Origin of the sequence: Bacillus sp. B28 (genome assembly GCF_029536185.1) — a bacterium.
In the GTDB taxonomy this organism is placed as follows: domain Bacteria; phylum Bacillota; class Bacilli; order Bacillales; family Bacillaceae; genus Bacillus; species Bacillus halotolerans.
On record NZ_CP120511.1, the window covers coordinates 3,701,419 to 3,720,783 of the forward strand.

Below are 19,365 nucleotides of genomic sequence, written 5' to 3' on the forward strand. Positions count from 1 at the left end.
ACACGCTCAATTATTTTGCGATGACTTTTTTGTATTCAGGTGTCCACATTGCATCAAGAACAGCTTGTTTTACATCTTCAGGCTGACGATTTGCTACGCCGTCTTTAATCGCTGCTTCAGCTACAGCAATGGCAACTTGAATAGATACTTCTTGAAGCTTGTCGATGCTTGGAAGCAATCCAGCTCCAGGTGTTTCAAAATCAACCATTTCAGCAATCGCATCAGCTGTTGCAGCAAACATAGCAGGCGTAATAACACGCGCTTCAGCTACGATTGAACCAAGGCCAAGACCAGGGAATGCGAATGCATTGTTAGATTGTCCGATTTCATAAGAAACGCCATTGTACTCCACATTGTCAAATGGGCTTCCTGTTGCTACAAGCACTTTTCCGTCAGTCCATTTGAACAGATCTTCAGGAACAGCTTCTGCAAGGTGAGTCGGGTTAGACATCGGCATGATCACCGGACGGTCTACGTGAGATGCCATCTCTTTCACAATTTCCTCTGTGAACGCTCCTGAAACCCCTGAAGTACCGATTAAGATCGTTGGTTTTGCTTGGCGAACCACTTCATCGAATGAAATTTGGCCTTTTTCATCACGTTTCCAGTCTTTCACTTCTGCTGCACTGCGAAGGTAAGGTTTTTGGAAATCAAGGATGCCTTCCATATCGTCTGTTAACAGGCCTCTGTAATCAAGTGTGAAGAACGCTTTGTTTGCTTCTTCTTCAGATAATCCAGCAAGCACCATTGTGTCACGGATTTGGTCAGCAATACCGATACCAGCTGAACCTGCACCGAAGACAACTACACGCTGATCTTTAATAGATGCGCCTGTTTTCTTCATAGCAGCAAGCACACCAGCAAGTGTAATTGCGCCTGTCCCTTGAATATCATCGTTGAATGTCAGGATTTCGTTGTTGTATTTTTTCATGATATTGCGCGCGTTTTTGTTGCCAAAGTCTTCCCAGTGAAGAAGCGCTTTAGGGAAGAATTTAAGCGCAGCTTTTACATACGCATCAACGAATTCTTCATAACGTTCATCAGAAATACGTTCATGATGGTTACCGATGTATAAAGGATCATTTAAAAGTTTTTCGTTGTTTGTACCGACATCAAGCACTACAGGGATAACACGGCTAGGGTCAATACCAGCTGCAGCAGTGTAAACAGCCAATTTACCGATAGCGATGTTAATACCGCCTACACCCCAGTCACCGATACCAAGGATACTTTCAGAGTCAGTTGCAACGATAAGATCAATATCGCCTGCTGTCGCATGAAGGTTTTCAAAAGCCTTTTCAATACCGTCAATGTTGTCGATTGACAAGTAGATACCTTGAGGTCTTCTGTATTCATGGCTGTATTCTTGAATTGCTTCACCAACTGTTGGTGTGTACACAACAGGAAGCATTTCACGAAGGTGATTTTGCAGCAATTTATAGAAAAGAACTTCATTGCGGTTAGCAAGATCATTTAAGTAAACATTTTGACGAAGGCGGTCTGGCTGAGCTTTAAATTGCTCGTATGCGCGTTTTGCTTGTTGATCAAGAGAAAGTACAGTTGGCGGAAGAAGTCCTTCTAAGCCAAGTTCTTGTCTTTCTTCTAATGTAAAAGCAACACCTTTATTTAAAGTAGGAATAGATAAAACTTCTTTTCCTCTTAATGTTGTTTCTAAATGGCCTTCCTTAGTTTTTTTAATGTTATTCAAGCAAATCTCCTTCTTTCTTGAAATAGTTAACCAAGTTAAGTAATAACTCATCTAAAAATAACCGATCATGATCTTTATGCGACTTTGTGACAATTATTCGAACAATGTCTCAAAACTATTTACATTACGTTAGTTATTTTATGCCTGTCAAAATCAAAATTCAAGGGAAGAAAATTACTTAATTTTTTAATACACTTAATTAAATTTTTTAATTGGTTGTTATCAGAATATATAAAAAAACACCAGCTTTTCGGCCGGTGCTTTCTATCTTTTTACCCATGTTTTGTATTAGTTTTTAGATTTTCCCGGGACTTCGTGATGATGTCTGCATCTTGCTTCATAGGATTCGGACGCACCCACCAGAATGACCGGATCATCATAAGAAGCCGGCTTTCCGTCAATGAGCCGCTGTGTTCTGCTTGCCGGTGATCCGCAGACGGAACAGACGGCCTGCAGCTTAGTCACACTTTCAGCGATGGCCATAATATCCGGCACAACGCCGAACGGCTCTCCTCTGAAATCCATATCAAGGCCCGCTGCGATCACACGGTAGCCTTTATCGGCAAGAGACGATAAAACACCAATGATTGACCGATCGAAGAATTGAACCTCGTCCACTGCAATCACATCCGTGCTCTCACTGATATGATTCCAAATGTCCTCAGCCGAAGAAATGGCATAGCTCGTCATAGATGTTCCATTATGGGAAACAACAGCATCCTCGCTGTATCGATTGTCAATCACAGGTTTAAAGACCCTGACCTCCTGCTTGGCATAAGTTGCTCTCTTCACTCTTCTGATCAGCTCTTCAGATTTTCCCGAGAACATGCTGCCGCAAATCAGCTCCAGCCACCCGCTTTGCTTCATTATGTACATTGGCTCTGCTCCCCTCTCTCTGCCAGCTGTGTTTTTGACAATATAAAAAACAGGCAAGAAGTGCTTCTTGCCTGTTGAAAAATCTATTATTACTTAAGACCGTATTTTTTATTAAAGCGATCAACACGACCATCAGCAGAAGCGAATTTTTGACGGCCAGTGTAGAATGGGTGGCATTCAGAGCAAATCTCAACGCGTACCTCTTCTTTTACTGAGCCTGTTTCAAATTCATTTCCGCAAGCGCATTTAACTGTTGCTTTTTTGAAATTAGGATGAATTCCTGCTTTCATTGTATCCATCTCCTTCCGCCCTGAATCCCGTGTGGAAACAGAGTTATTATTTCGGAGCATTGTCCGAAACGCATATGAGAAAATTATATCAGTGATTTACTTCTTTTGCAAATAGATTTTATCGTCTGGCTGATGATAGATTTGCCTGTTTCCATTCTTGATTGAGAATATCGAAAAATTCCTGGTTTGTTTTCGTCTTTTTCATTTTTCTCATGAATTTTTCCGCGAAATCAGGCGAATCTGACATCGTTTTGCGGATAGACCATAAACGGTCAAGATGCTCTTTAGGCACAAGCAGCTCTTCCTTACGCGTTCCAGAACGGCGAATATCGATGGCAGGGAAGATGCGGCGTTCTGCCAGAGAGCGGTCAAGATGAAGCTCCATGTTGCCCGTTCCTTTGAACTCTTCATAGATTACATCATCCATACGGGATCCTGTATCAACAAGAGCAGTGGCGAGGATCGTTAAGCTTCCGCCCTCTTCGATATTTCTCGCCGCCCCGAAGAAACGCTTCGGACGGTGGAACGCTGCCGGGTCAATCCCTCCGGAAAGTGTTCTTCCGCTCGGCGGAATCACTAAGTTGTAGGCGCGGGCCAGACGTGTGATACTGTCCATCAGGATAATGACGTCTTTCTTGTGTTCAACGAGGCGCATAGCGCGTTCAAGCACAAGCTCGGCTACTTTGATATGGTTTTCCGGCACTTCATCAAATGTTGAGCTGACGACATCCCCAGCAACAGAACGCTCAATGTCTGTAACCTCTTCCGGTCTTTCGTCGATCAATAGCACAATCAGCTCTGCTTCAGGCTGGTTCGCTGTAATGCTGTTGGCGATTTCCTTCAGCAGCATCGTTTTCCCGGCTTTCGGCGGCGCAACAATCAAACCGCGCTGGCCAAAGCCTACCGGCGCCATCATATCCATAATTCTTGTAGACAAGAAATTCGGTTTTGTTTCAAGCACCATATGGCGATCTGGATAAAGCGGAGTAAGGGCTGGGAAGTGAACACGCTCTTTTGCCGATTCCGGATCATCTCCATTTACCGCTTCAACGTGCAAAAGTCCATAATAGCGCTCGTTTTCTTTTGGCGGGCGAACCTTGCCTGATACTTTGTCGCCGTTCCGTAAATCGAAACGGCGGATTTGTGAAGCTGAGATGTAAATGTCTTCAGAGCTTGGAGAATAGTTGATCGGTCTCAGGAAGCCAAATCCCTCTGATTGGATGATCTCAAGAACACCTTCCATAAACAGAAGATCTTCCTGCTCTGCATTCGCTTTCAGAATGGCGAAAATCAGCTCTTTTTTTGTCAGTTTGCTGTAGTAGGAGATTTTATAATGTCTTGCAAGTTCATATAGCTCTTTCAATTTCATATTTTCCAAAGAGGAAATAGATACGTCTTTCATAAAAAACACCACGCTTTTCATAGTCAATATCTTACTTTACACATGTAATCTGCTGCTTTTGCACAACATCCGCCAAAGCACATTCTTTTTTTAACATAAAGGAACTTCTATCGGTAACACTTCCACCCATGATCGGCGCTTTTGTTAAAAGGATTGTCTTAATGAGTTTTGAAGGAAGCGAGGACAAAAACATGAGAAGATCAATACTTATATCGTCTGTATGCGGTAGAAATTGAAACTTTCCTAGTGCTTAAAAGAAGGAATTACGCAGTTAAAAATCGCAGCACTCTTTATTTTTACCTTATTTCAAACAATTATTCAACTGAAATAAGGTTTTGACACGCAATTGATAGGGTTGTCTCTTTTTTGCAAAAGAAAAGCGGGTCAACACCCGCTTTTTCTCTTTGTTATGGACGGATTACGAGATTTGGTTTTTTCTTCAGGCTGTGTCTGCCGTCAACGAAACGGACAGTTCCCGACTTCGCACGGATGACCAAGCTTTCAGTCGTGCCGACAGACCCTTTGAATTGAACGCCTTTTAACAGCTCGCCGTCAGTTACGCCGGTAGCCGCAAAAATCGCGTCATCACCTCTCACAAGGTCTTCCATACGCAGCACCTTGCTTAAATCAAGGCCCATTTTGTTGCAGCGTATGATTTCTTCCTCGCTTTGCGGAAGAAGTTTACCGATAATTTCTCCGCCCAGCGCTTTTAACGCTACAGCAGATAGGACGCCTTCAGGAGCTCCGCCTGATCCGAACAGGATGTCTACGCCTGTGTGGTCGAAAGCCGTGTTGATGGCGCCTGCGACATCCCCGTCATTGATCAGTTTGATTCTGGCGCCGGCCTCGCGAAGCTCGGAAATGATTTTTTCGTGTCTATCACGGTTTAAAATGGTGGCAACGACGTCCTCGACGTCTTTGTTTTTCGCTTTTGCTACCGCTTTAAGGTTATCAATGACTGGAGCTTCAATATCAATGCAGCCCACTGCTTCCGGACCGACTGCGATTTTCTGCATATACATATCTGGAGCGTTTAAAAGCGTGCCGTGGTCCGCAACTGCAATAACCGTCAGCGCATTCCAGCCGCCGCTTGCCAAAATGTTTGTGCCTTCGAGAGGATCAACGGCGACATCGACACGCGGACCGTACCCGTTTCCGAGTTTTTCCCCGATATAAAGCATCGGTGCTTCGTCCATTTCCCCTTCTCCGATCACAACAGTTCCTTTCATCGGAACTGTATCAAAAACGTCTCTCATTGCGCTTGTTGCTGCTTCATCAGCCTCGTCTTTTTTTCCCCGGCCCATCCATCTTGCAGATGCTAATGCCGCAGCTTCAGTCACACGAACCAATTCCATTGATAAACTTCTTTCCATCTCAACACGATCTCCTCTCGCAAATAACCAATTAAGAATTTTGCAGCTGTTCTATCTCTTCATCAGTCATTCTCTCGCGCCAGATTGTGGCTCCCAGACCCTCGAGTTTTTTCTCAAGGCTGCTGTATCCGCGATCAATATGCTCCAGACCTGTAATTTCTGTGACGCCGTCGGCCATCAGCCCGGCAACCACTAAACAGGCTCCGGCCCGCAGATCGCTCGCCTTGACCTTAGCGCCTTGAAGGTCGACAGGTCCCGTTATGATTGCGGATCTGCCCTCTACCTTCATATTAGCGCCCATTCGTCTCAGCTCATCAATATGCTTGAATCTCGCCGAATAGATGGTGTCAGTCACGACGCTTGTCCCTTTTGCTCTCGTCAAAAGCGCTGTCATCGGCTGCTGCAAATCAGTCGGAAAGCCCGGGTATACCAGGGTTTTTACATCAACCGGCTTTAGGTTTTTCTGCCCGCCGACAATAAGCAGCTGGTCGTCGCTTGTCTCAATGTGAAAGCCCATTTCTCTCAGCTTTGCTGTTAAGGACTCAAGGTGTGTCGGGATTACGTTATCGATGATGACCTCTTTGCCCATCGCAGCACCGGCAATCATAAATGTTCCGGCCTCAATTCTGTCCGGGATGATCGTATGTTTGCAGCCGTGCAGTTCCTTTACGCCATCGATTCGGATGACGTTGGTTCCAGCGCCTTTGATTTTTGCGCCCATGCTGGTGAGCAGTGTCGCGACATCAATAATCTCCGGCTCTTTCGCAGCGTTTTCGATGATGGTTTTCCCTTCTGCCAAAACAGCCGCAAGCATAATGTTAATCGTTGCCCCGACGCTTACGACATCTAAATAAATACGTGCGCCTCTCAGCCTTTCAGCGCGCAAATAAATCGCGCCCTGTTCATTGGTCACTTCAGCTCCGAGCGCTTCGAAGCCCTTGATGTGCTGGTCAATCGGACGGGGGCCCAAGTGGCAGCCGCCAGGCAATCCGATGACGGCCTGTTTAAAGCGGCCGAGCATCGCCCCCATTAAATAATACGACGCGCGCAGTTTTTTCACTTTTCCGTTAGGAAGCGGCATGCTGATCATTGATGTGGGGTCTACAATCATATCCCCATTCTCAAAATGCACATTGCCGCCGATTTCCTGTAACAGGTCACGCAGCGTTTCAATATCTGAAATCTCAGGAAGCCCTTCTATTGTCACCTCGGAATTTGCCAAAATGGTTGCTGGTATTAATGCAACAGCACTGTTTTTAGCGCCGCTGATGTGTACTGTACCGTTTAACGAGTCACCGCCGGCAATATTCAACTTTTCCATGATAGTCTCCTTCCATAAGAAGATAGCTGCGGAGCTAAATAAAATGGCATTTTATTCTGTCTCTGCAAATAAAGCTCATGTCCAAAATCTAGCCAATTCGAAGAGAAAGAATACAACACATTGTAAAATATCAGGAAGAAAATAGCGAAGCTTTGCGGGGGCATAGGTTTCAAAAAATCGACAGAGACCCGCCGGCTAAAGAGACATCTTCGTCATCCGGCAAAAGCAGCACGCAACCCTCATTCCGATATCAGCTTCTGCAGCCCAATGATTCCTTCTCTGTAAGCGGCGTGCATCTGAAGGTCCGCTGGATCAGGACGGTAAAAAGCAAAGGCCGCGGCAAACAGACACTACACTCTGTTTGCCGCGCTTGAATTACTTGTTCCAGTCTGCCAGGAATTGTTCGATTCCTTTGTCTGTTAACGGGTGCTTTGTCAGCTGATAAATGACTTTAAGCGGCATTGTGCCGATATGAGCCCCTCTTAATGCAGCTTCAGTTACATGCTGAGGATGGCGGATTGACGCCGCGATGATTTGCGTATCAAGCCCGTGGATATCAAAAATCTGCTTGACTTCTGAAATCAGGTCAAGCCCGTTATGGCCGATATCATCTAAGCGGCCTAAGAATGGAGATACATATGTAGCGCCCGCTCTTGCAGCAAGAAGCGCTTGGTTTGCATTGAAGATCAATGTGACATTTGTTTTGATGTTTAAGTCAGTAAGTGCTTTTACGGCTTTTAAACCGTCAGCCGTCATCGGGATTTTCACCGTGATGTTCGGAGCGATTTTCGCCAGTTCTTTTCCTTCCTCGATCATTTCCTCAGCTTTCAGAGAAATAACCTCCGCGCTTACAGAGCCCGGAACGACTTCTGTGATTTCACGAAGGCGGTCATGGAATGATACGTTAGCTTCTTTTGCTACTAAACTAGGATTCGTTGTTACACCGGCAAGAACTCCCAATTCATACGCTTCTTTAATCTCATCGATATTGGCTGTATCAATAAAAAATAACATTTACAAAAGCCTCCCTGAGTAAGAATTTTCAGAACTGTGAATATGATTGCGCTTTCTAAAGATAGACGGAAAACCGCCTGTCAAGCTGTCAGGCGGTTATAAAAAGTTCCAATTGAATTAAGCTTGGTTTGAAGAACCAAATTCACGCATTTTACCGATAACAGTTTCTTTAATCGCTTCGCGAGCAGGTCCAAGGTATTTACGAGGATCGTACTCGTCAGGCTTAGCTGCCAGCGTTTCGCGAACAGCTTTGGCAGAAGAAATTTGGTTTTCAGTATTTACGTTGATTTTAGCTGTACCAAGTGAGATTGATTTTTTGATGTCAGCAGTCGGAATTCCAGTACCGCCGTGAAGAACGAGCGGAAGACCAGTTGAATTTCCGATCTCTTCCATTTCTTTGAAGCCAAGGTTTGGCTCACCTTTGTAAGGGCCGTGAACAGAACCTAATGCAGGTGCAAGGCAGTCGATGCCAGTGCGCTCAACAAGCTCTTGGCACTCTTTAGGATCAGCGTAGATTACGCCTTCAGCGATAACGTCGTCCTCTTGTCCGCCGACTGTTCCTAGCTCAGCTTCTACAGATACTCCGTGGAAATGAGCAAGCTCAACAACTTTAGAAGTTGTTGCTACGTTTTCTTCAAATGGATGGTGAGAAGCGTCGATCATTACAGATGTGAAACCTGCATGAATCGCTTTCGCACAAGATTCAAAGCTTGAACCGTGGTCTAAGTGGATCGCAACAGGAACTGTCACTTTGTACTCTTCCATTAGTGCTTTTACCATAGCTACGACTGTTTTGAAGCCGCCCATGTAGCGTCCCGCACCTTCGGAAACACCAAGGATCACTGGAGATTTTTCTTCTTCAGCTGCTTGTAAAATCGCTTGAGTAAACTCAAGGTTGTTTAAGTTAAATTGTCCTACAGCATAACCTTTTTCTTTAGCTGTATTCAACATTTCCGTCATTGAAACTAAAGGCATGTCGAATGTCCTCCTTATGTAGCCTGATTGTCTTCTAGCGAAAAAAGCTTTCCACCCTAGCATGACCCATAATTTGCTGTCATATGTAAATCCTCAGATCGCTTTTTCTCCATAACTAGAATACCAACTTTTCGACAAATCGGCAACACAATGAGCTCATTCAATTGTTTCTTCTTTTTGTCAGTTAGACTTCAGGGGCAGATATTTTTTGACGGCGTCTCTGATTTCGTCGATGTCAAACGGCTTCGCAAAGTGCGTCAATGCGCCCAATTCCTTTGATTCCTGGATCATATCGAGTTCTCCGTAAGCCGTCATGATGATCACGCGGATGTTTTCGTCAATGACTTTCATCCGTTTTAAGATTTCGATTCCGTCCATGCCGGGAATTTTCATATCCAGAAGGACAAGGTCCGGACGTTCTTTTGTCACAATATCAAGCGCTTGAAGGCCGTTCGCAGCCTGAAATGTCTGATAGCCCTCTTTATTGAACACTTCGTTAAGCAAAATACGTATTCCGTATTGATCATCAACGATTAAAATTTTTTCATTCATCATTTTACACCCCAATATTATGATTTTCGTCAAAAGTAAGCAGTAGTTTATGTATTCTGTTTGATTTTCCTATTTCCTTTAATTATAATAGTCTACTTTACGACATTTTCTGAGCATTTTCTCTTTTGTTGTATACTGTTATTGTACGTTATAAAGGAGGATTCACTTATGTTGAAAATATTTACGACACAGTTAACAGGTATTTTTTCCCGCATTCAGGATAAGGAATCTGACGCGATTGAAGATGGGGCGCGATTGCTTGCTCAAGCGGTGGTCAGCGGGCATTCCATATATATATACGGGGCAAATGAGCTTCAGGGCGTCTTATATGAGGCTACCGAAAGCAAAGAGCCGCTTCCTTCTGTCAAAGCGTTTCCCGCCAACGCCGATGAAGTGACAGAAAGCGACAGGGTGCTGATGTTTTGCACAGGGACAGGTACAGATGAAGAACAGGCGCTCGCGAAAGAGCTTTATGAAAAAGGCGCGGGAGTCGTTTGCGTATCGCCGGCAGCCAAAGACAGCGCCGGAATCGAACAATATTGCGATGTGCATATTGATTCGAAGCTGAAAATGCCGCTCGTTCCCGATGAAGACGGCACCCGTTACGGCTTCCCTTCATTAATGACAGCATTGTATGTCTACCATGCTCTATCATTTACATTAAAAGAAATTCTGCAAGAGTATGCATAATCACTTATTGTACATGCTGTATCTTGCCGGAAACAAATAAAAAAGACTTGTCCGCTTTTGACAAACGGCAAGTCTTTTTTTATTACTTCTGATTTGCAGCTTCAACAGATGCTCCGATAAAGCCTTTGAATAATGGCTGAGGTCTTGTCGGTCTTGACTTGAACTCTGGGTGGAACTGAGAAGCCACGAACCAAGGATGGTCTTTCAGCTCGATAATTTCAACAAGGCGTCCGTCCGGGCTGGTGCCTGAGAATACGAAGCCTTGGTCTTCCATTTGCTGTCTGAATTCGTTGTTGAATTCATAACGGTGGCGGTGACGCTCGTACACCACTTCATCCTGATACACTTCAAAGGCTTTCGTGCCCTCTTCAAGCTTACAAGGGTAAAGGCCGAGACGAAGTGTTCCTCCAAGATCTTCAACATCCTTCTGTTCAGGAAGAAGGTCGATGATCGGGTATTGAGTTGACGGATCAATTTCCGCAGAGTGAGCGCCTTTTAAGCCTAATACGTTTCGGGCATACTCAATAGATGCAACCTGCATGCCTAAGCAAATGCCCAAGAACGGAATGTTGTTTTCGCGCGCATGTTTTGTCGCAATGATTTTACCTTCAACACCGCGGTCACCGAAGCCGCCCGGTACGATAATACCGTCTGTGCCGCTAGTAAGCTCTCCGATATTGCTTTCTGTTACTTCCTCAGCGTTAATCCATTTCACTTTTACATCTGTGTCAAACGCGTAGCCCGCGTGGCGAAGTGATTCAACGACAGAGATGTAAGCGTCAGGCAGCTCAACATATTTTCCGACAAGTCCGATTGTGGTCGTTTGAGACAGGTTGCTGACTTTGTTTACAAGCTCTTTCCACTCGGACATTTCCGCTTCTTTGCATTCCAGCTGCATGTGCTGGCAAACAAGCTTATCAAGTCCTTGTTTTTGAAGCTCAAGCGGAATGGAATAGAGGTTGTCCGCATCTTCACATTCAATAACCGCTTTTGTATCAATGTCGCAGAATAATGCGATTTTGTCCTTCATATCTTGAGAAATCGGCATTTCTGTACGAACAACGATAATGTTTGGCTGAATGCCCAGGCTTCTTAATTCTTTTACGCTGTGCTGTGTCGGTTTTGTTTTCAGTTCGCCGGCAGCTTTAATGTAAGGCACAAGTGTACAGTGGATGTACATCACGTTTTCACGGCCGATGTCACTCTTCATTTGGCGGATCGCTTCAAGGAATGGCAAGGATTCGATGTCTCCGACAGTACCGCCGATTTCTGTAATCACGACATCCGCGTTTGTTTCTTTACCCGCGCGGTATACGCGGTCTTTCAATTCATTTGTGATGTGCGGAATAACCTGCACTGTTCCACCGAGGTAATCTCCGCGGCGTTCTTTTTTAAGAACCGTTGAATAGATTTTACCTGTTGTTACGTTGCTGAATTTATTCAGGTTGATGTCGATAAAACGTTCATAGTGGCCCAGGTCTAAGTCTGTTTCAGCGCCGTCATCTGTTACGAATACTTCACCGTGCTGGTAAGGGCTCATTGTTCCCGGATCGACGTTGATGTATGGATCGAATTTTTGAATGGTGACGTTCAGTCCGCGGTTTTTCAGCAAACGCCCTAATGAAGCTGCTACAATACCCTTTCCAAGTGAGGATACGACTCCCCCGGTTACAAAAATATATTTCGTCATTTCGTTTGCTCCTCTCTTCGCTCTAAGCTACATTTCTTAAAATGTACCGTTTTATAGGAAATCATTTAGCCTTTTAAATGATTTATAAGAAAAATGAGGGGTGAAAATAAGAAAGCTCCCTTTCAATTTCTTGAAAGGGAGCATAACGTTCTATGTTCTCTCTTCGTTTTTGAAGAGCCCAAAATACATACTACATAGTTCGACTATGAAAGTCAAGATCGATTTGAGGATGAAATTCTTTTACTATTTTTTATCCTCATCGCCTTCATCATAGTCATCATCTTCTTCTTCTTCCTCATCGTCATCAATGAGATCATCATCAATTTCGAGCTCGTCTTCGTCTTCGTCGTCTTCATCGATATCGTCAAACTCATCCGCATCGAGATCAAGTTCTTCCTCAACCTCAGCCAAATCGAGGTCGTCTTCGTCAACCTCTTCAAATTCATCAAGATCAAGATCTTCTTCAACAGCTTTTTTCGCTTTTTTCTTTTTCGCCTTAACTGTCGGCTGTGTTTCTTCATCAAGCTGATCGTACGGATACCAGCTGCGAAGGCCCCAAGTCTGGTCAGAGAGCGCCAAGAAGCGGCCGTCAATGTTTAAATCTGTATAAAATTGTGCGACGCGGTCTCCAAGCTCTTCTTTTTTTACGCCGAGCAATGATGCAATTTCATTTAAAAGCTCCTGAAAAGGAACTGGTTTTTTATGATCTTCAAATAATTCGTGAGCGATTTCAACTAAAGCCATTTCCTTTAGCTGTTCCTGTGAATATTGTTTGATACCCAAGGTCGGACACTCCCTTTCTATTACTTATATGTATCTGTTTTATCAATAATGAAAGCGATATTGTATCGTTCTTATACAAACCATACCTCTCATTATAAACAAAATAAAACAGAATATGCTACCCTTAACAGCGTTAATTTAAATAATTTTACAAGAGTGATCCGACTGATAGATGTTTTGCCTTATTCTGCGAGCATTCTGGAGATAACCAGCCTTTGAATTTCTTGAGTGCCTTCGTAGATTTGCGTAATTTTCGCGTCGCGCATATAGCGTTCAACCGGATAATCCTTCGTATATCCGTAGCCGCCGAAAATCTGCACAGCTTCGGTCGTCACCTTCATCGCCGTATCCCCCGCCAGCAGTTTGGACATAGCGGAGGCTTTTCCATATGGAAGGCCTGACGATTCCAGCCATGCCGCCTGATAGGTCAGTAGCCTTGAAGCTTCTATCATTGTCGCCATATCTGCAAGTTTAAAAGCAATGCCCTGCTGCTCAGCGATCGATTTGCCGAACTGTTTTCTTTCTTTTGCGTATTGAAGCGCCGCATCAAGCGCTCCCTGGGCGATGCCAACAGCCTGCGCCGCAATGCCGTTTCTTCCTCCGTCAAGCGTCTTCATCGCGATTTTGAAGCCTTCCCCTTCTTCACCGAGACGATTTTCTGCGGGAACGACACAGTCTTCGAAGATGATCTCTGTTGTCGGAGAAGAACGGATGCCTAGTTTCTTTTCTTTCTTGCCTGTCAAAAATCCTTCGAAATCCTTTTCTACAATAAAAGCGGAAATGCCTTTTTTCTTTTTCTCAGCGTCAGTGACTGCAAACACAATATAAATATCAGCGGCGCCGCCGTTTGTAATAAACACTTTTGATCCGTTTAATACATAGTCATCACCGATTCGCTCAGCGGTTGTTTTCATCCCGCCGGCGTCTGAACCGGAGCCCGCTTCAGTCAAAGCGAAAGCCCCGATTTTCTGCCCAAGGGCCAGCTGTGTTAAGTACGCTGCCTTTTGTTCTTCTGTGCCAAATGCAAACAGCGGCCAGCCGCAAAGCGAGATATGGGCTGAAAGCGTCACGCCGGTGGAGGCGCAGACTTTTGACAGTTCCTCCACCGCTATGACATAAGCCAGGTAGTCACTTCCGATTCCGCCGTAAGCTTCAGGCCACGGAATCCCTGTTAATCCTAAGTCCGCCATTTCCCGAAACAGGTCACGATCGAAGCGTTCTTGTTCGTCACGTTCTGCCGCTGTGGGTGCAACCTCATGCTTCGCAAAATCACGAACCAATTTACGAATCATTTCGTGTTCTTCTGTTAATGAAAAATTCATCGCTTTTCCCCCATTGTCATATCAGCGCCCAAGACAGATTGAGCCAGAAGCTCCGCGACGTCATACGTTTTGACTCGATCTTCCGCTTCTTTTGCCTTTGTGCCGTCCCCAAGCATCGTGAGGCAGTACGGACAGCCGGAGCTGATTACCGACGGATTGACTGCCAGCGCTTGCTCTGTTCTGGCGACATTAATCCTGTTGCCTGACTCTTCCTCCATCCACATTAAGCCTCCGCCAGCTCCGCAGCACATGCCGGTTTCCCGGTTTCTCTCCATTTCAATAAGCCGCACACCCGGAATGGCTTTTAAAATCTCTCTCGGCGGATCATAGACTTCGTTGTACCGTCCCAAGTAGCACGAGTCGTGGAAGGTGATCGTTTCATGAACTGGGTGCTGCGGTTTTAGTTTCCCGCTCTTCACCAGATCGGCCAGCACTTCCGTATGATGATACACTTCGCCTTCAAAGCCGAAATCAGGATATTCGTTTTTAAATAAATTGTATGCGTGCGGATCAATCGTAACGATTTTTTTCACATTATTTTTTTCAAATTCCGAGATATTCTTTTCGGCCAGTTCTTGAAATAAAAACTCATTTCCAAGGCGGCGCGGGGTGTCCCCTGAATTTTTTTCTTTGTTGCCGAGGATCGCAAAGGTCGCACCTGCTTGGTTCAGCAGTCTTGCAAAGGAGATGGCGATCTTTTGGCTTCTGTTGTCGTACGACCCCATGGAACCGACCCAGAAAAGATATTCGAATTCTTTTTCCTCTTTTTTTAATTCTTTTACTGTCGGAATATCGGCATCTGGGGCTGCGTCGCGCCAATTTTCACGTTCCTTGCGGTTGAGGCCCCACGGATTTCCCTGCCGCTCAATACTCGTCATCGCCCGCTGTGCGTCACTGTCCATTTTTCCTTCAGTCAGCACGAGATAGCGGCGAAGATCAATGATTTTATCAACATGCTCGTTCATGACGGGGCACTGATCTTCACAGTTCCGGCAAGTGGTGCAGGCCCAAATTTCTTCTTCGGTAATGACATCGCCGATTAAGCTCGGACTGTAATCTAGCGCGGCGGCGGCTTCCTGTGATCCGCTCCCTGAGGCTGCCGCAGCCAGCTGGTTCCCTTTCGTATGCCGGAATGCTGCAGCCGGCACCCATGGCGAGCGCGAAGTGACGGCAGCGCCTTTTTCTGTGAGGTGGTCCCTGAGGCGTAAAATTAAATCCATCGGCGACAGCATTTTTCCGGTGCCTGTCGCAGGGCACATATTGGTGCAGCGGCCGCACTCGACACACGCATACAGATCAATCAACTGGGACTGCCTGAAATCCTCAATTTTTCCTGCTCCGTAGCTTTCTTTCGTTTCGTCTGTGAAATCAATTTTTTCGAGTTTTCCGGGCGCTTCAAGCCTGTTGAAAAAGACGTTGGCAGGACCGGCAATTAAATGAGCGTGCTTTGACTGCGGCACATACACTAAAAAGCTCAGTAAAAACAGCAGGTGCACCCACCATGCGATATAAAAAATCACCGCGGCGCCCGTCTCCCCGACGCCGCCAAGCAAAAACGCGATGCCTGAAGCGATCGGCTCGCTCCAAGAAAGCCCGTGATTATGCCAGATCAGATTCATTGCGTTCCCCAATAAAACCGTCAGCATTAAACCGCCGATAAAAATGAGAACAAGTCCAGATTTAAAGCCTCGTTTCAGCCTGACGAGCTTTTCGATATAGCGTCTGTAAAATGCCCAGCCAACCGCAATTAAGATCAGAAACGTAACGATTTCCTGAAAAAAAGTGAAGGCGGGATAGATCGGGCCAAGCGGCAGATTTCGATCCGGGACCAGCCCTTTGATGATAAAGTCAATCGCTCCGAACTGAACCAATATAAAGCCGTAGAAAAACATGACGTGAATGATGCCGCTTTTCTTATCCTTGAGCAGTTTTTTCTGTCCGAATACATTCACCCATATGGCCTGAAGCCGTTCCTTGATCCGTTTATCGAACTGTTCCTTTTGGCCGAGCCTGATGTAAGCAAGCCTTGTTTTGACCAAATAGACAAACAAATAAACAGCGTAAGCGGTTACAATCAGAAATAATAATGCATTGACAATGAGAAAGCCGCTCATTCCAATTCCCCCTTTTTACTGATGAAGACCGTGATCCCCTGCCCCAAAATCTGTATTAGATTATCTTTATGATAAATAATGAATGAGTGTTCAGTCAATAATTAAATTCCTGCTGTTCGGGCACACTACCTACAACTACGGAAAGGAGTGCCGGGATGAAGGTATTTTTCGTGATTCTCATCGTTGTCATCATACTATTGGCTTTAATCCTGCTGGATATCTTTATGGGCCGCGCCGCATACAGAAAGAAAGCGTACGAGCCTGTTTTTTCAAAAAAGAAAAGTGATATCGAATTGATTCACTGCGGCGCTGATCTTGTTGAACGGATGATGGAGGATATACGCGATGCCGTCTCTTCCGTTCACGTGATGTTTTTCATTATGAAAAACGATGAGGTCAGCCACAATATGTTCACACTGCTGAAAACAAAAGCCCAGGCCGGCGTATCGGTTTATTTGCTTCTGGATTGGTCGGGCAGCCAAAAAATTAAAAAACCGGCGCTGGAGACAATGAAAAACGCCGGCGTTCACGTTCATTTTTTGAACCGGCCCCGTTTCCCTTATTTCTTTTTTCATATACAAAAACGAAATCACCGGAAAATTGCTGTGATGGATGGAAAAGTCGGCTATGTCGGCGGGTTTAACATTGGTGAGGAGTACCTTGGAAAAAAGGCGAAGTACGGCAATTGGGAGGATTATCATCTGCGTATGACGGGAGAAGGTGTCCGCGATCTTCAAACGCTTTTTACAGCCGACCTGAAACGAAATACCGGATCAGCCGAACTGGGTCCGGATGTTTGGCCTGAGCTTCCCCAAGGGAATATCCCTCATAAGATTTATGCGACTGACGGCTATTCTCTTGAAAAAACGTATTTGGCAAATATCGCACAGGCGAAAGAGAGCATTACGATTTGCACGCCATATTATATTCCGACTAAACCGCTTCAGCAGGCTTTGGTCAAAGCAAGAAAAAACGGTGTAGACGTTACATTGATTGTGCCGATGAAATCAGATCACCCGCTGGTCAGAGAAGCTGCTTTTACATATTATTCGGACCTGCTGGATGCCGGCTGTCTCATCTACCGTTTTTACCAAGGGTTTTATCATGTGAAAGCCTTGATCATTGACGATCACTTCAGCATGATCGGCACAGCCAATTTTGATCAGCGCAGCCTGTTTTTAAATGAAGAGGTAAACGTTGAAATTGATGATGTTGCATTTACAAAAGAAGTCTATGCCACGATTGAAGAGGATATTAAAAAGTCGGAGCTGCTGACAAAAGAAAATTTCAAAAAACGCACGTTCAGGCAGCGACCGGCGGAATGGCTCGGTAAAGCATTATCTTATTTTCTATAAAGGAGAGTTCCTATGATTTTCAGATTCGGGTTCGTCTCAAATGCGATGAGCCTTTGGGATGCGTCTCCCGCCAAAACACTGACATTCGCCCGTTATTCAAAGCTGCCCGAGAATGAGAGAAAAGAAGCCCTTTTGGCTGTGACGAAAGCCAACTTGCGCAATACCATGAGAACCCTTCACTATATCATCGGCCACGATATTCCATTGTACCGTTTTTCCAGCTCAATTGTGCCGCTGGCCACTCATCCTGACGTGATGTGGGACTTTTTGACGCCGTTTCGCAAGGAGTTCCGTGAGATTGGAGAACTCGTGAAAAGATACAATCTGCGCACAAGCTTTCATCCTAACCAGTTTACCCTGTTTACGAGCCCTAAGGAATCCATTACAGCAAATGCAGTAACCGATATGGCTTATCACTACCGCATGCTTGAAGCGATGGGGATTGCAGACCGCTCAGTTATCAACATCCATATCGGCGGCGCTTACGGAAACAAAGAAAACGCTCTGAAACAATTTCATCACAACATGAAAATGCTGCCGAAAGAGATCAAACAGCGGATGACGCTGGAAAATGACGATAAAACGTACACCACGGAAGAGACGCTTCAGGTCTGTGAACAAGAGAATGTTCCGTTTGTCTTTGATTTTCATCATTTTTACGCAAACTCGGATGATCATGCAGACCTGAATGAAGCACTGCCCCGGATGATCAACACATGGCAGCGGATCGGATTGCAGCCGAAGGTCCATCTTTCCTCTCCAAAATCGGAGCAAGCGGTGCGCAGCCATGCGGAATATGTAGACGCCAACTTCTTGCTGCCGCTTTTGGAGCGCTTCAGACAATGGGGAACCAATATTGATTTTATGATCGAGGCGAAACAGAAGGACAAGGCGCTTCTCCGGCTGATGGATGAACTGAGCTCAATCCGCGGCGTGAAACGGATTGGCGGCGGCACTCTGCAATGGAAATCATAAGTGTGCAAAAACAGGTTTACAGTTTGTACACATTGGGAACATACGCTATATAAGACAAGAATCAATGGAGGAGAAAGAACATGAAAAACATCAAGTCTCTAAAAGTAGCCGCACAGGCATTTACTTTAAGAAATTTGATTCACCTATATAAAATGTGCCATTCCGGAAGCCACGAGGTTTATATTTACTCAAAGAAAACGATGTGCAAAATCAAAAGCTTAATCGAGCTGGAAACGTTCCGTATGGCTCATAACGAAAAAGAATATCTGATTGTGGTTGAAGGAACAAAAGCGTCTCAGCTGGTTGAAAAGTTTCAGAATATGATTGAGCCCGCTGAGAGAGAAGCGCTCTAACTTACATAAAAAAGGATAGACAGTGATGTCTATCCTTTTTCTTATGCTCTTTTATAATGCAGCTGCGCCGCCTGTCCAAATCGTTTTATATCGGTTAAACGCAGCTTTGTTTCGGTATTTTGCTCATGAAACAGCGGAATGCCGCTCCCTAATACAACCGGAATCACAGTGATGATGTATTCGTCGATAGCGTCCTCTTTCATAAAGGTATTCACCAGCTCTGCCCCGCCCGCGATCCAGATATTTACGCCTTTTTGCTGTTTTAAGCGGCCGGTGAACGCTTTGATGTCTTCATCGATAAACGTCACGTGTTTATCATGATAGCTGGCGGGCGTTCCCGTAAACACGTAGCATGTTTTATCCTGGTACGGAAAATCGGGTGTGAGAATTTTGATGTGTTCGTATGTGCTCCGCCCTAATATGACAGTATCAACAGTCTGATAAAATTCACTGTACCCGTTATCACCCTCGCCTTCAAATTCATCCAGCCAGTCGACGCTCCCATCCTCTCTCGCGATCATCCCGTCTAACGAAACAGCTATGTACAGCACATTTTTTCTATCCATACTCTC

At 45.2% G+C, this 19,365-nt stretch carries 19 protein-coding genes; 4 read left to right on the forward strand and 15 right to left on the reverse strand.

Annotated features, from left to right (window positions below; translation table 11 throughout):
- Positions 1-10: 10 nt before the first annotated feature.
- The 10 genes from malS to spo0F all read right to left on the reverse strand — a co-directional run bounded on the left by malS (position 11) and on the right by spo0F (position 9,514).
- On the reverse strand, positions 11-1,708 hold the full coding sequence (gene malS / locus P3L57_RS18480) for an oxaloacetate-decarboxylating malate dehydrogenase (protein WP_024123183.1): 1,698 nt from the start codon (positions 1,706-1,708) through the stop codon (positions 11-13).
- Positions 1,709-1,996: 288 nt separating this feature from the next.
- Entirely contained in the window at positions 1,997-2,584 is a 588-nt protein-coding gene (locus P3L57_RS18485; protein ID WP_024123184.1) for a thymidine kinase, read from the reverse strand.
- Positions 2,585-2,673: 89 nt separating this feature from the next.
- Positions 2,674-2,874 (reverse strand): 50S ribosomal protein L31, encoded by a 201-nt coding sequence (gene rpmE / locus P3L57_RS18490; protein ID WP_003151132.1) that lies wholly within the window; start codon positions 2,872-2,874, stop codon positions 2,674-2,676.
- A gap of 118 nt (positions 2,875-2,992) precedes the next feature.
- Positions 2,993-4,276 (reverse strand): transcription termination factor Rho, encoded by a 1,284-nt coding sequence (gene rho / locus P3L57_RS18495; RefSeq protein ID WP_010332253.1) that lies wholly within the window; start codon positions 4,274-4,276, stop codon positions 2,993-2,995.
- Between the two features lie 31 nt (positions 4,277-4,307).
- Positions 4,308-4,469: a hypothetical protein gene (locus P3L57_RS18500; protein WP_032731180.1), complete on the reverse strand. Its 162-nt coding sequence runs from the start codon at positions 4,467-4,469 to the stop codon at positions 4,308-4,310.
- A gap of 214 nt (positions 4,470-4,683) precedes the next feature.
- Complete coding sequence (glpX, locus tag P3L57_RS18505) at positions 4,684-5,649, reverse strand: class II fructose-bisphosphatase (protein WP_044159762.1); 966 nt, start codon at positions 5,647-5,649, stop codon at positions 4,684-4,686.
- 31 nt (positions 5,650-5,680) lie between these two features.
- The gene (locus P3L57_RS18510; protein WP_024123187.1) at positions 5,681-6,970 is read right to left on the reverse strand and encodes a UDP-N-acetylglucosamine 1-carboxyvinyltransferase; all 1,290 of its coding nucleotides are present in this window, start codon (positions 6,968-6,970) and stop codon (positions 5,681-5,683) included.
- A gap of 375 nt (positions 6,971-7,345) precedes the next feature.
- The gene (gene fsa / locus P3L57_RS18515) at positions 7,346-7,984 is read right to left on the reverse strand and encodes a fructose-6-phosphate aldolase (RefSeq protein WP_024123188.1); all 639 of its coding nucleotides are present in this window, start codon (positions 7,982-7,984) and stop codon (positions 7,346-7,348) included.
- 117 nt (positions 7,985-8,101) lie between these two features.
- Positions 8,102-8,959: a class II fructose-bisphosphate aldolase gene (locus P3L57_RS18520; RefSeq protein WP_024123189.1), complete on the reverse strand. Its 858-nt coding sequence runs from the start codon at positions 8,957-8,959 to the stop codon at positions 8,102-8,104.
- 180 nt (positions 8,960-9,139) lie between these two features.
- A complete protein-coding gene (gene spo0F / locus P3L57_RS18525; RefSeq protein ID WP_003227621.1) occupies positions 9,140-9,514 on the reverse strand; it encodes a sporulation initiation phosphotransferase Spo0F in 375 nt (124 codons plus the stop codon).
- 165 nt (positions 9,515-9,679) lie between these two features.
- Here spo0F and P3L57_RS18530 point away from each other — a divergent pair, with 165 nt between their 5' ends.
- Positions 9,680-10,201: a DUF2529 domain-containing protein gene (locus P3L57_RS18530; protein WP_059292346.1), complete on the forward strand. Its 522-nt coding sequence runs from the start codon at positions 9,680-9,682 to the stop codon at positions 10,199-10,201.
- An 82-nt stretch (positions 10,202-10,283) separates the two neighbouring features.
- Here the strand turns inward: P3L57_RS18530 and pyrG are convergent, their stop codons facing one another.
- The 4 genes from pyrG to P3L57_RS18550 all read right to left on the reverse strand — a co-directional run bounded on the left by pyrG (position 10,284) and on the right by P3L57_RS18550 (position 16,110).
- A complete protein-coding gene (pyrG, locus tag P3L57_RS18535; RefSeq protein WP_024123191.1) occupies positions 10,284-11,891 on the reverse strand; it encodes a glutamine hydrolyzing CTP synthase in 1,608 nt (535 codons plus the stop codon).
- A 243-nt stretch (positions 11,892-12,134) separates the two neighbouring features.
- The gene (gene rpoE / locus P3L57_RS18540) at positions 12,135-12,674 is read right to left on the reverse strand and encodes a DNA-directed RNA polymerase subunit delta (protein ID WP_059292345.1); all 540 of its coding nucleotides are present in this window, start codon (positions 12,672-12,674) and stop codon (positions 12,135-12,137) included.
- Between the two features lie 182 nt (positions 12,675-12,856).
- Complete coding sequence (gene acdA, locus P3L57_RS18545; RefSeq protein ID WP_059292344.1) at positions 12,857-13,996, reverse strand: acyl-CoA dehydrogenase AcdA; 1,140 nt, start codon at positions 13,994-13,996, stop codon at positions 12,857-12,859.
- On the reverse strand, positions 13,993-16,110 hold the full coding sequence (locus P3L57_RS18550) for a heterodisulfide reductase-related iron-sulfur binding cluster (protein WP_059292343.1): 2,118 nt from the start codon (positions 16,108-16,110) through the stop codon (positions 13,993-13,995). Before P3L57_RS18550 ends, acdA begins: the two co-directional genes overlap by 4 nt.
- A 155-nt stretch (positions 16,111-16,265) precedes the next feature.
- On the opposite strand from P3L57_RS18550, the gene cls reads away from it, so the two are divergent.
- From cls to P3L57_RS18565, 3 genes are all read left to right on the forward strand, one after another.
- Positions 16,266-17,465, forward strand: coding sequence for a cardiolipin synthase (cls, locus tag P3L57_RS18555; RefSeq protein ID WP_069486793.1), 1,200 nt, complete (start codon positions 16,266-16,268; stop codon positions 17,463-17,465).
- 12 nt (positions 17,466-17,477) lie between these two features.
- A complete protein-coding gene (uvsE, locus tag P3L57_RS18560; RefSeq protein ID WP_059353706.1) occupies positions 17,478-18,440 on the forward strand; it encodes a UV DNA damage repair endonuclease UvsE in 963 nt (320 codons plus the stop codon).
- Positions 18,441-18,520: 80 nt separating this feature from the next.
- Positions 18,521-18,793 (forward strand): hypothetical protein, encoded by a 273-nt coding sequence (locus tag P3L57_RS18565; protein WP_010332264.1) that lies wholly within the window; start codon positions 18,521-18,523, stop codon positions 18,791-18,793.
- Between the two features lie 41 nt (positions 18,794-18,834).
- On the opposite strand, the gene P3L57_RS18570 is transcribed toward P3L57_RS18565, so the two are convergent.
- Positions 18,835-19,359, reverse strand: a complete 525-nt coding sequence (locus tag P3L57_RS18570) for a dihydrofolate reductase family protein (protein ID WP_059353707.1) — start codon at positions 19,357-19,359, stop codon at positions 18,835-18,837.
- Between the last annotated feature and the right edge of the window lie 6 nt (positions 19,360-19,365).

What these genes read in the sequence shown, in the direction of transcription:
- spo0F (WP_003227621.1), bottom strand. Translation starts at nt 9,514, where the DNA reads ATGATGAATGAAAAAATTTTAATCGTTGATGATCAATACGGAATACGT.
- P3L57_RS18485 (WP_024123184.1), bottom strand. Translation starts at nt 2,584, where the DNA reads ATGTACATAATGAAGCAAAGCGGGTGGCTGGAGCTGATTTGCGGCAGC.
- acdA (WP_059292344.1), bottom strand. Translation starts at nt 13,996, where the DNA reads ATGAATTTTTCATTAACAGAAGAACACGAAATGATTCGTAAATTGGTT.
- P3L57_RS18550 (WP_059292343.1), bottom strand. Translation starts at nt 16,110, where the DNA reads ATGAGCGGCTTTCTCATTGTCAATGCATTATTATTTCTGATTGTAACC.
- uvsE (WP_059353706.1), top strand. Translation starts at nt 17,478, where the DNA reads ATGATTTTCAGATTCGGGTTCGTCTCAAATGCGATGAGCCTTTGGGAT.
- pyrG (WP_024123191.1), bottom strand. Translation starts at nt 11,891, where the DNA reads ATGACGAAATATATTTTTGTAACCGGGGGAGTCGTATCCTCACTTGGA.
- rho (WP_010332253.1), bottom strand. Translation starts at nt 4,276, where the DNA reads ATGAAAGACGTATCTATTTCCTCTTTGGAAAATATGAAATTGAAAGAG.
- P3L57_RS18520 (WP_024123189.1), bottom strand. Translation starts at nt 8,959, where the DNA reads ATGCCTTTAGTTTCAATGACGGAAATGTTGAATACAGCTAAAGAAAAA.
- P3L57_RS18565 (WP_010332264.1), top strand. Translation starts at nt 18,521, where the DNA reads ATGAAAAACATCAAGTCTCTAAAAGTAGCCGCACAGGCATTTACTTTA.
- P3L57_RS18570 (WP_059353707.1), bottom strand. Translation starts at nt 19,359, where the DNA reads ATGGATAGAAAAAATGTGCTGTACATAGCTGTTTCGTTAGACGGGATG.
- rpmE (WP_003151132.1), bottom strand. Translation starts at nt 2,874, where the DNA reads ATGAAAGCAGGAATTCATCCTAATTTCAAAAAAGCAACAGTTAAATGC.
- P3L57_RS18500 (WP_032731180.1), bottom strand. Translation starts at nt 4,469, where the DNA reads ATGTTTTTGTCCTCGCTTCCTTCAAAACTCATTAAGACAATCCTTTTA.
- fsa (WP_024123188.1), bottom strand. Translation starts at nt 7,984, where the DNA reads ATGTTATTTTTTATTGATACAGCCAATATCGATGAGATTAAAGAAGCG.
- glpX (WP_044159762.1), bottom strand. Translation starts at nt 5,649, where the DNA reads ATGGAAAGAAGTTTATCAATGGAATTGGTTCGTGTGACTGAAGCTGCG.
- cls (WP_069486793.1), top strand. Translation starts at nt 16,266, where the DNA reads ATGAAGGTATTTTTCGTGATTCTCATCGTTGTCATCATACTATTGGCT.
- P3L57_RS18530 (WP_059292346.1), top strand. Translation starts at nt 9,680, where the DNA reads ATGTTGAAAATATTTACGACACAGTTAACAGGTATTTTTTCCCGCATT.
- P3L57_RS18510 (WP_024123187.1), bottom strand. Translation starts at nt 6,970, where the DNA reads ATGGAAAAGTTGAATATTGCCGGCGGTGACTCGTTAAACGGTACAGTA.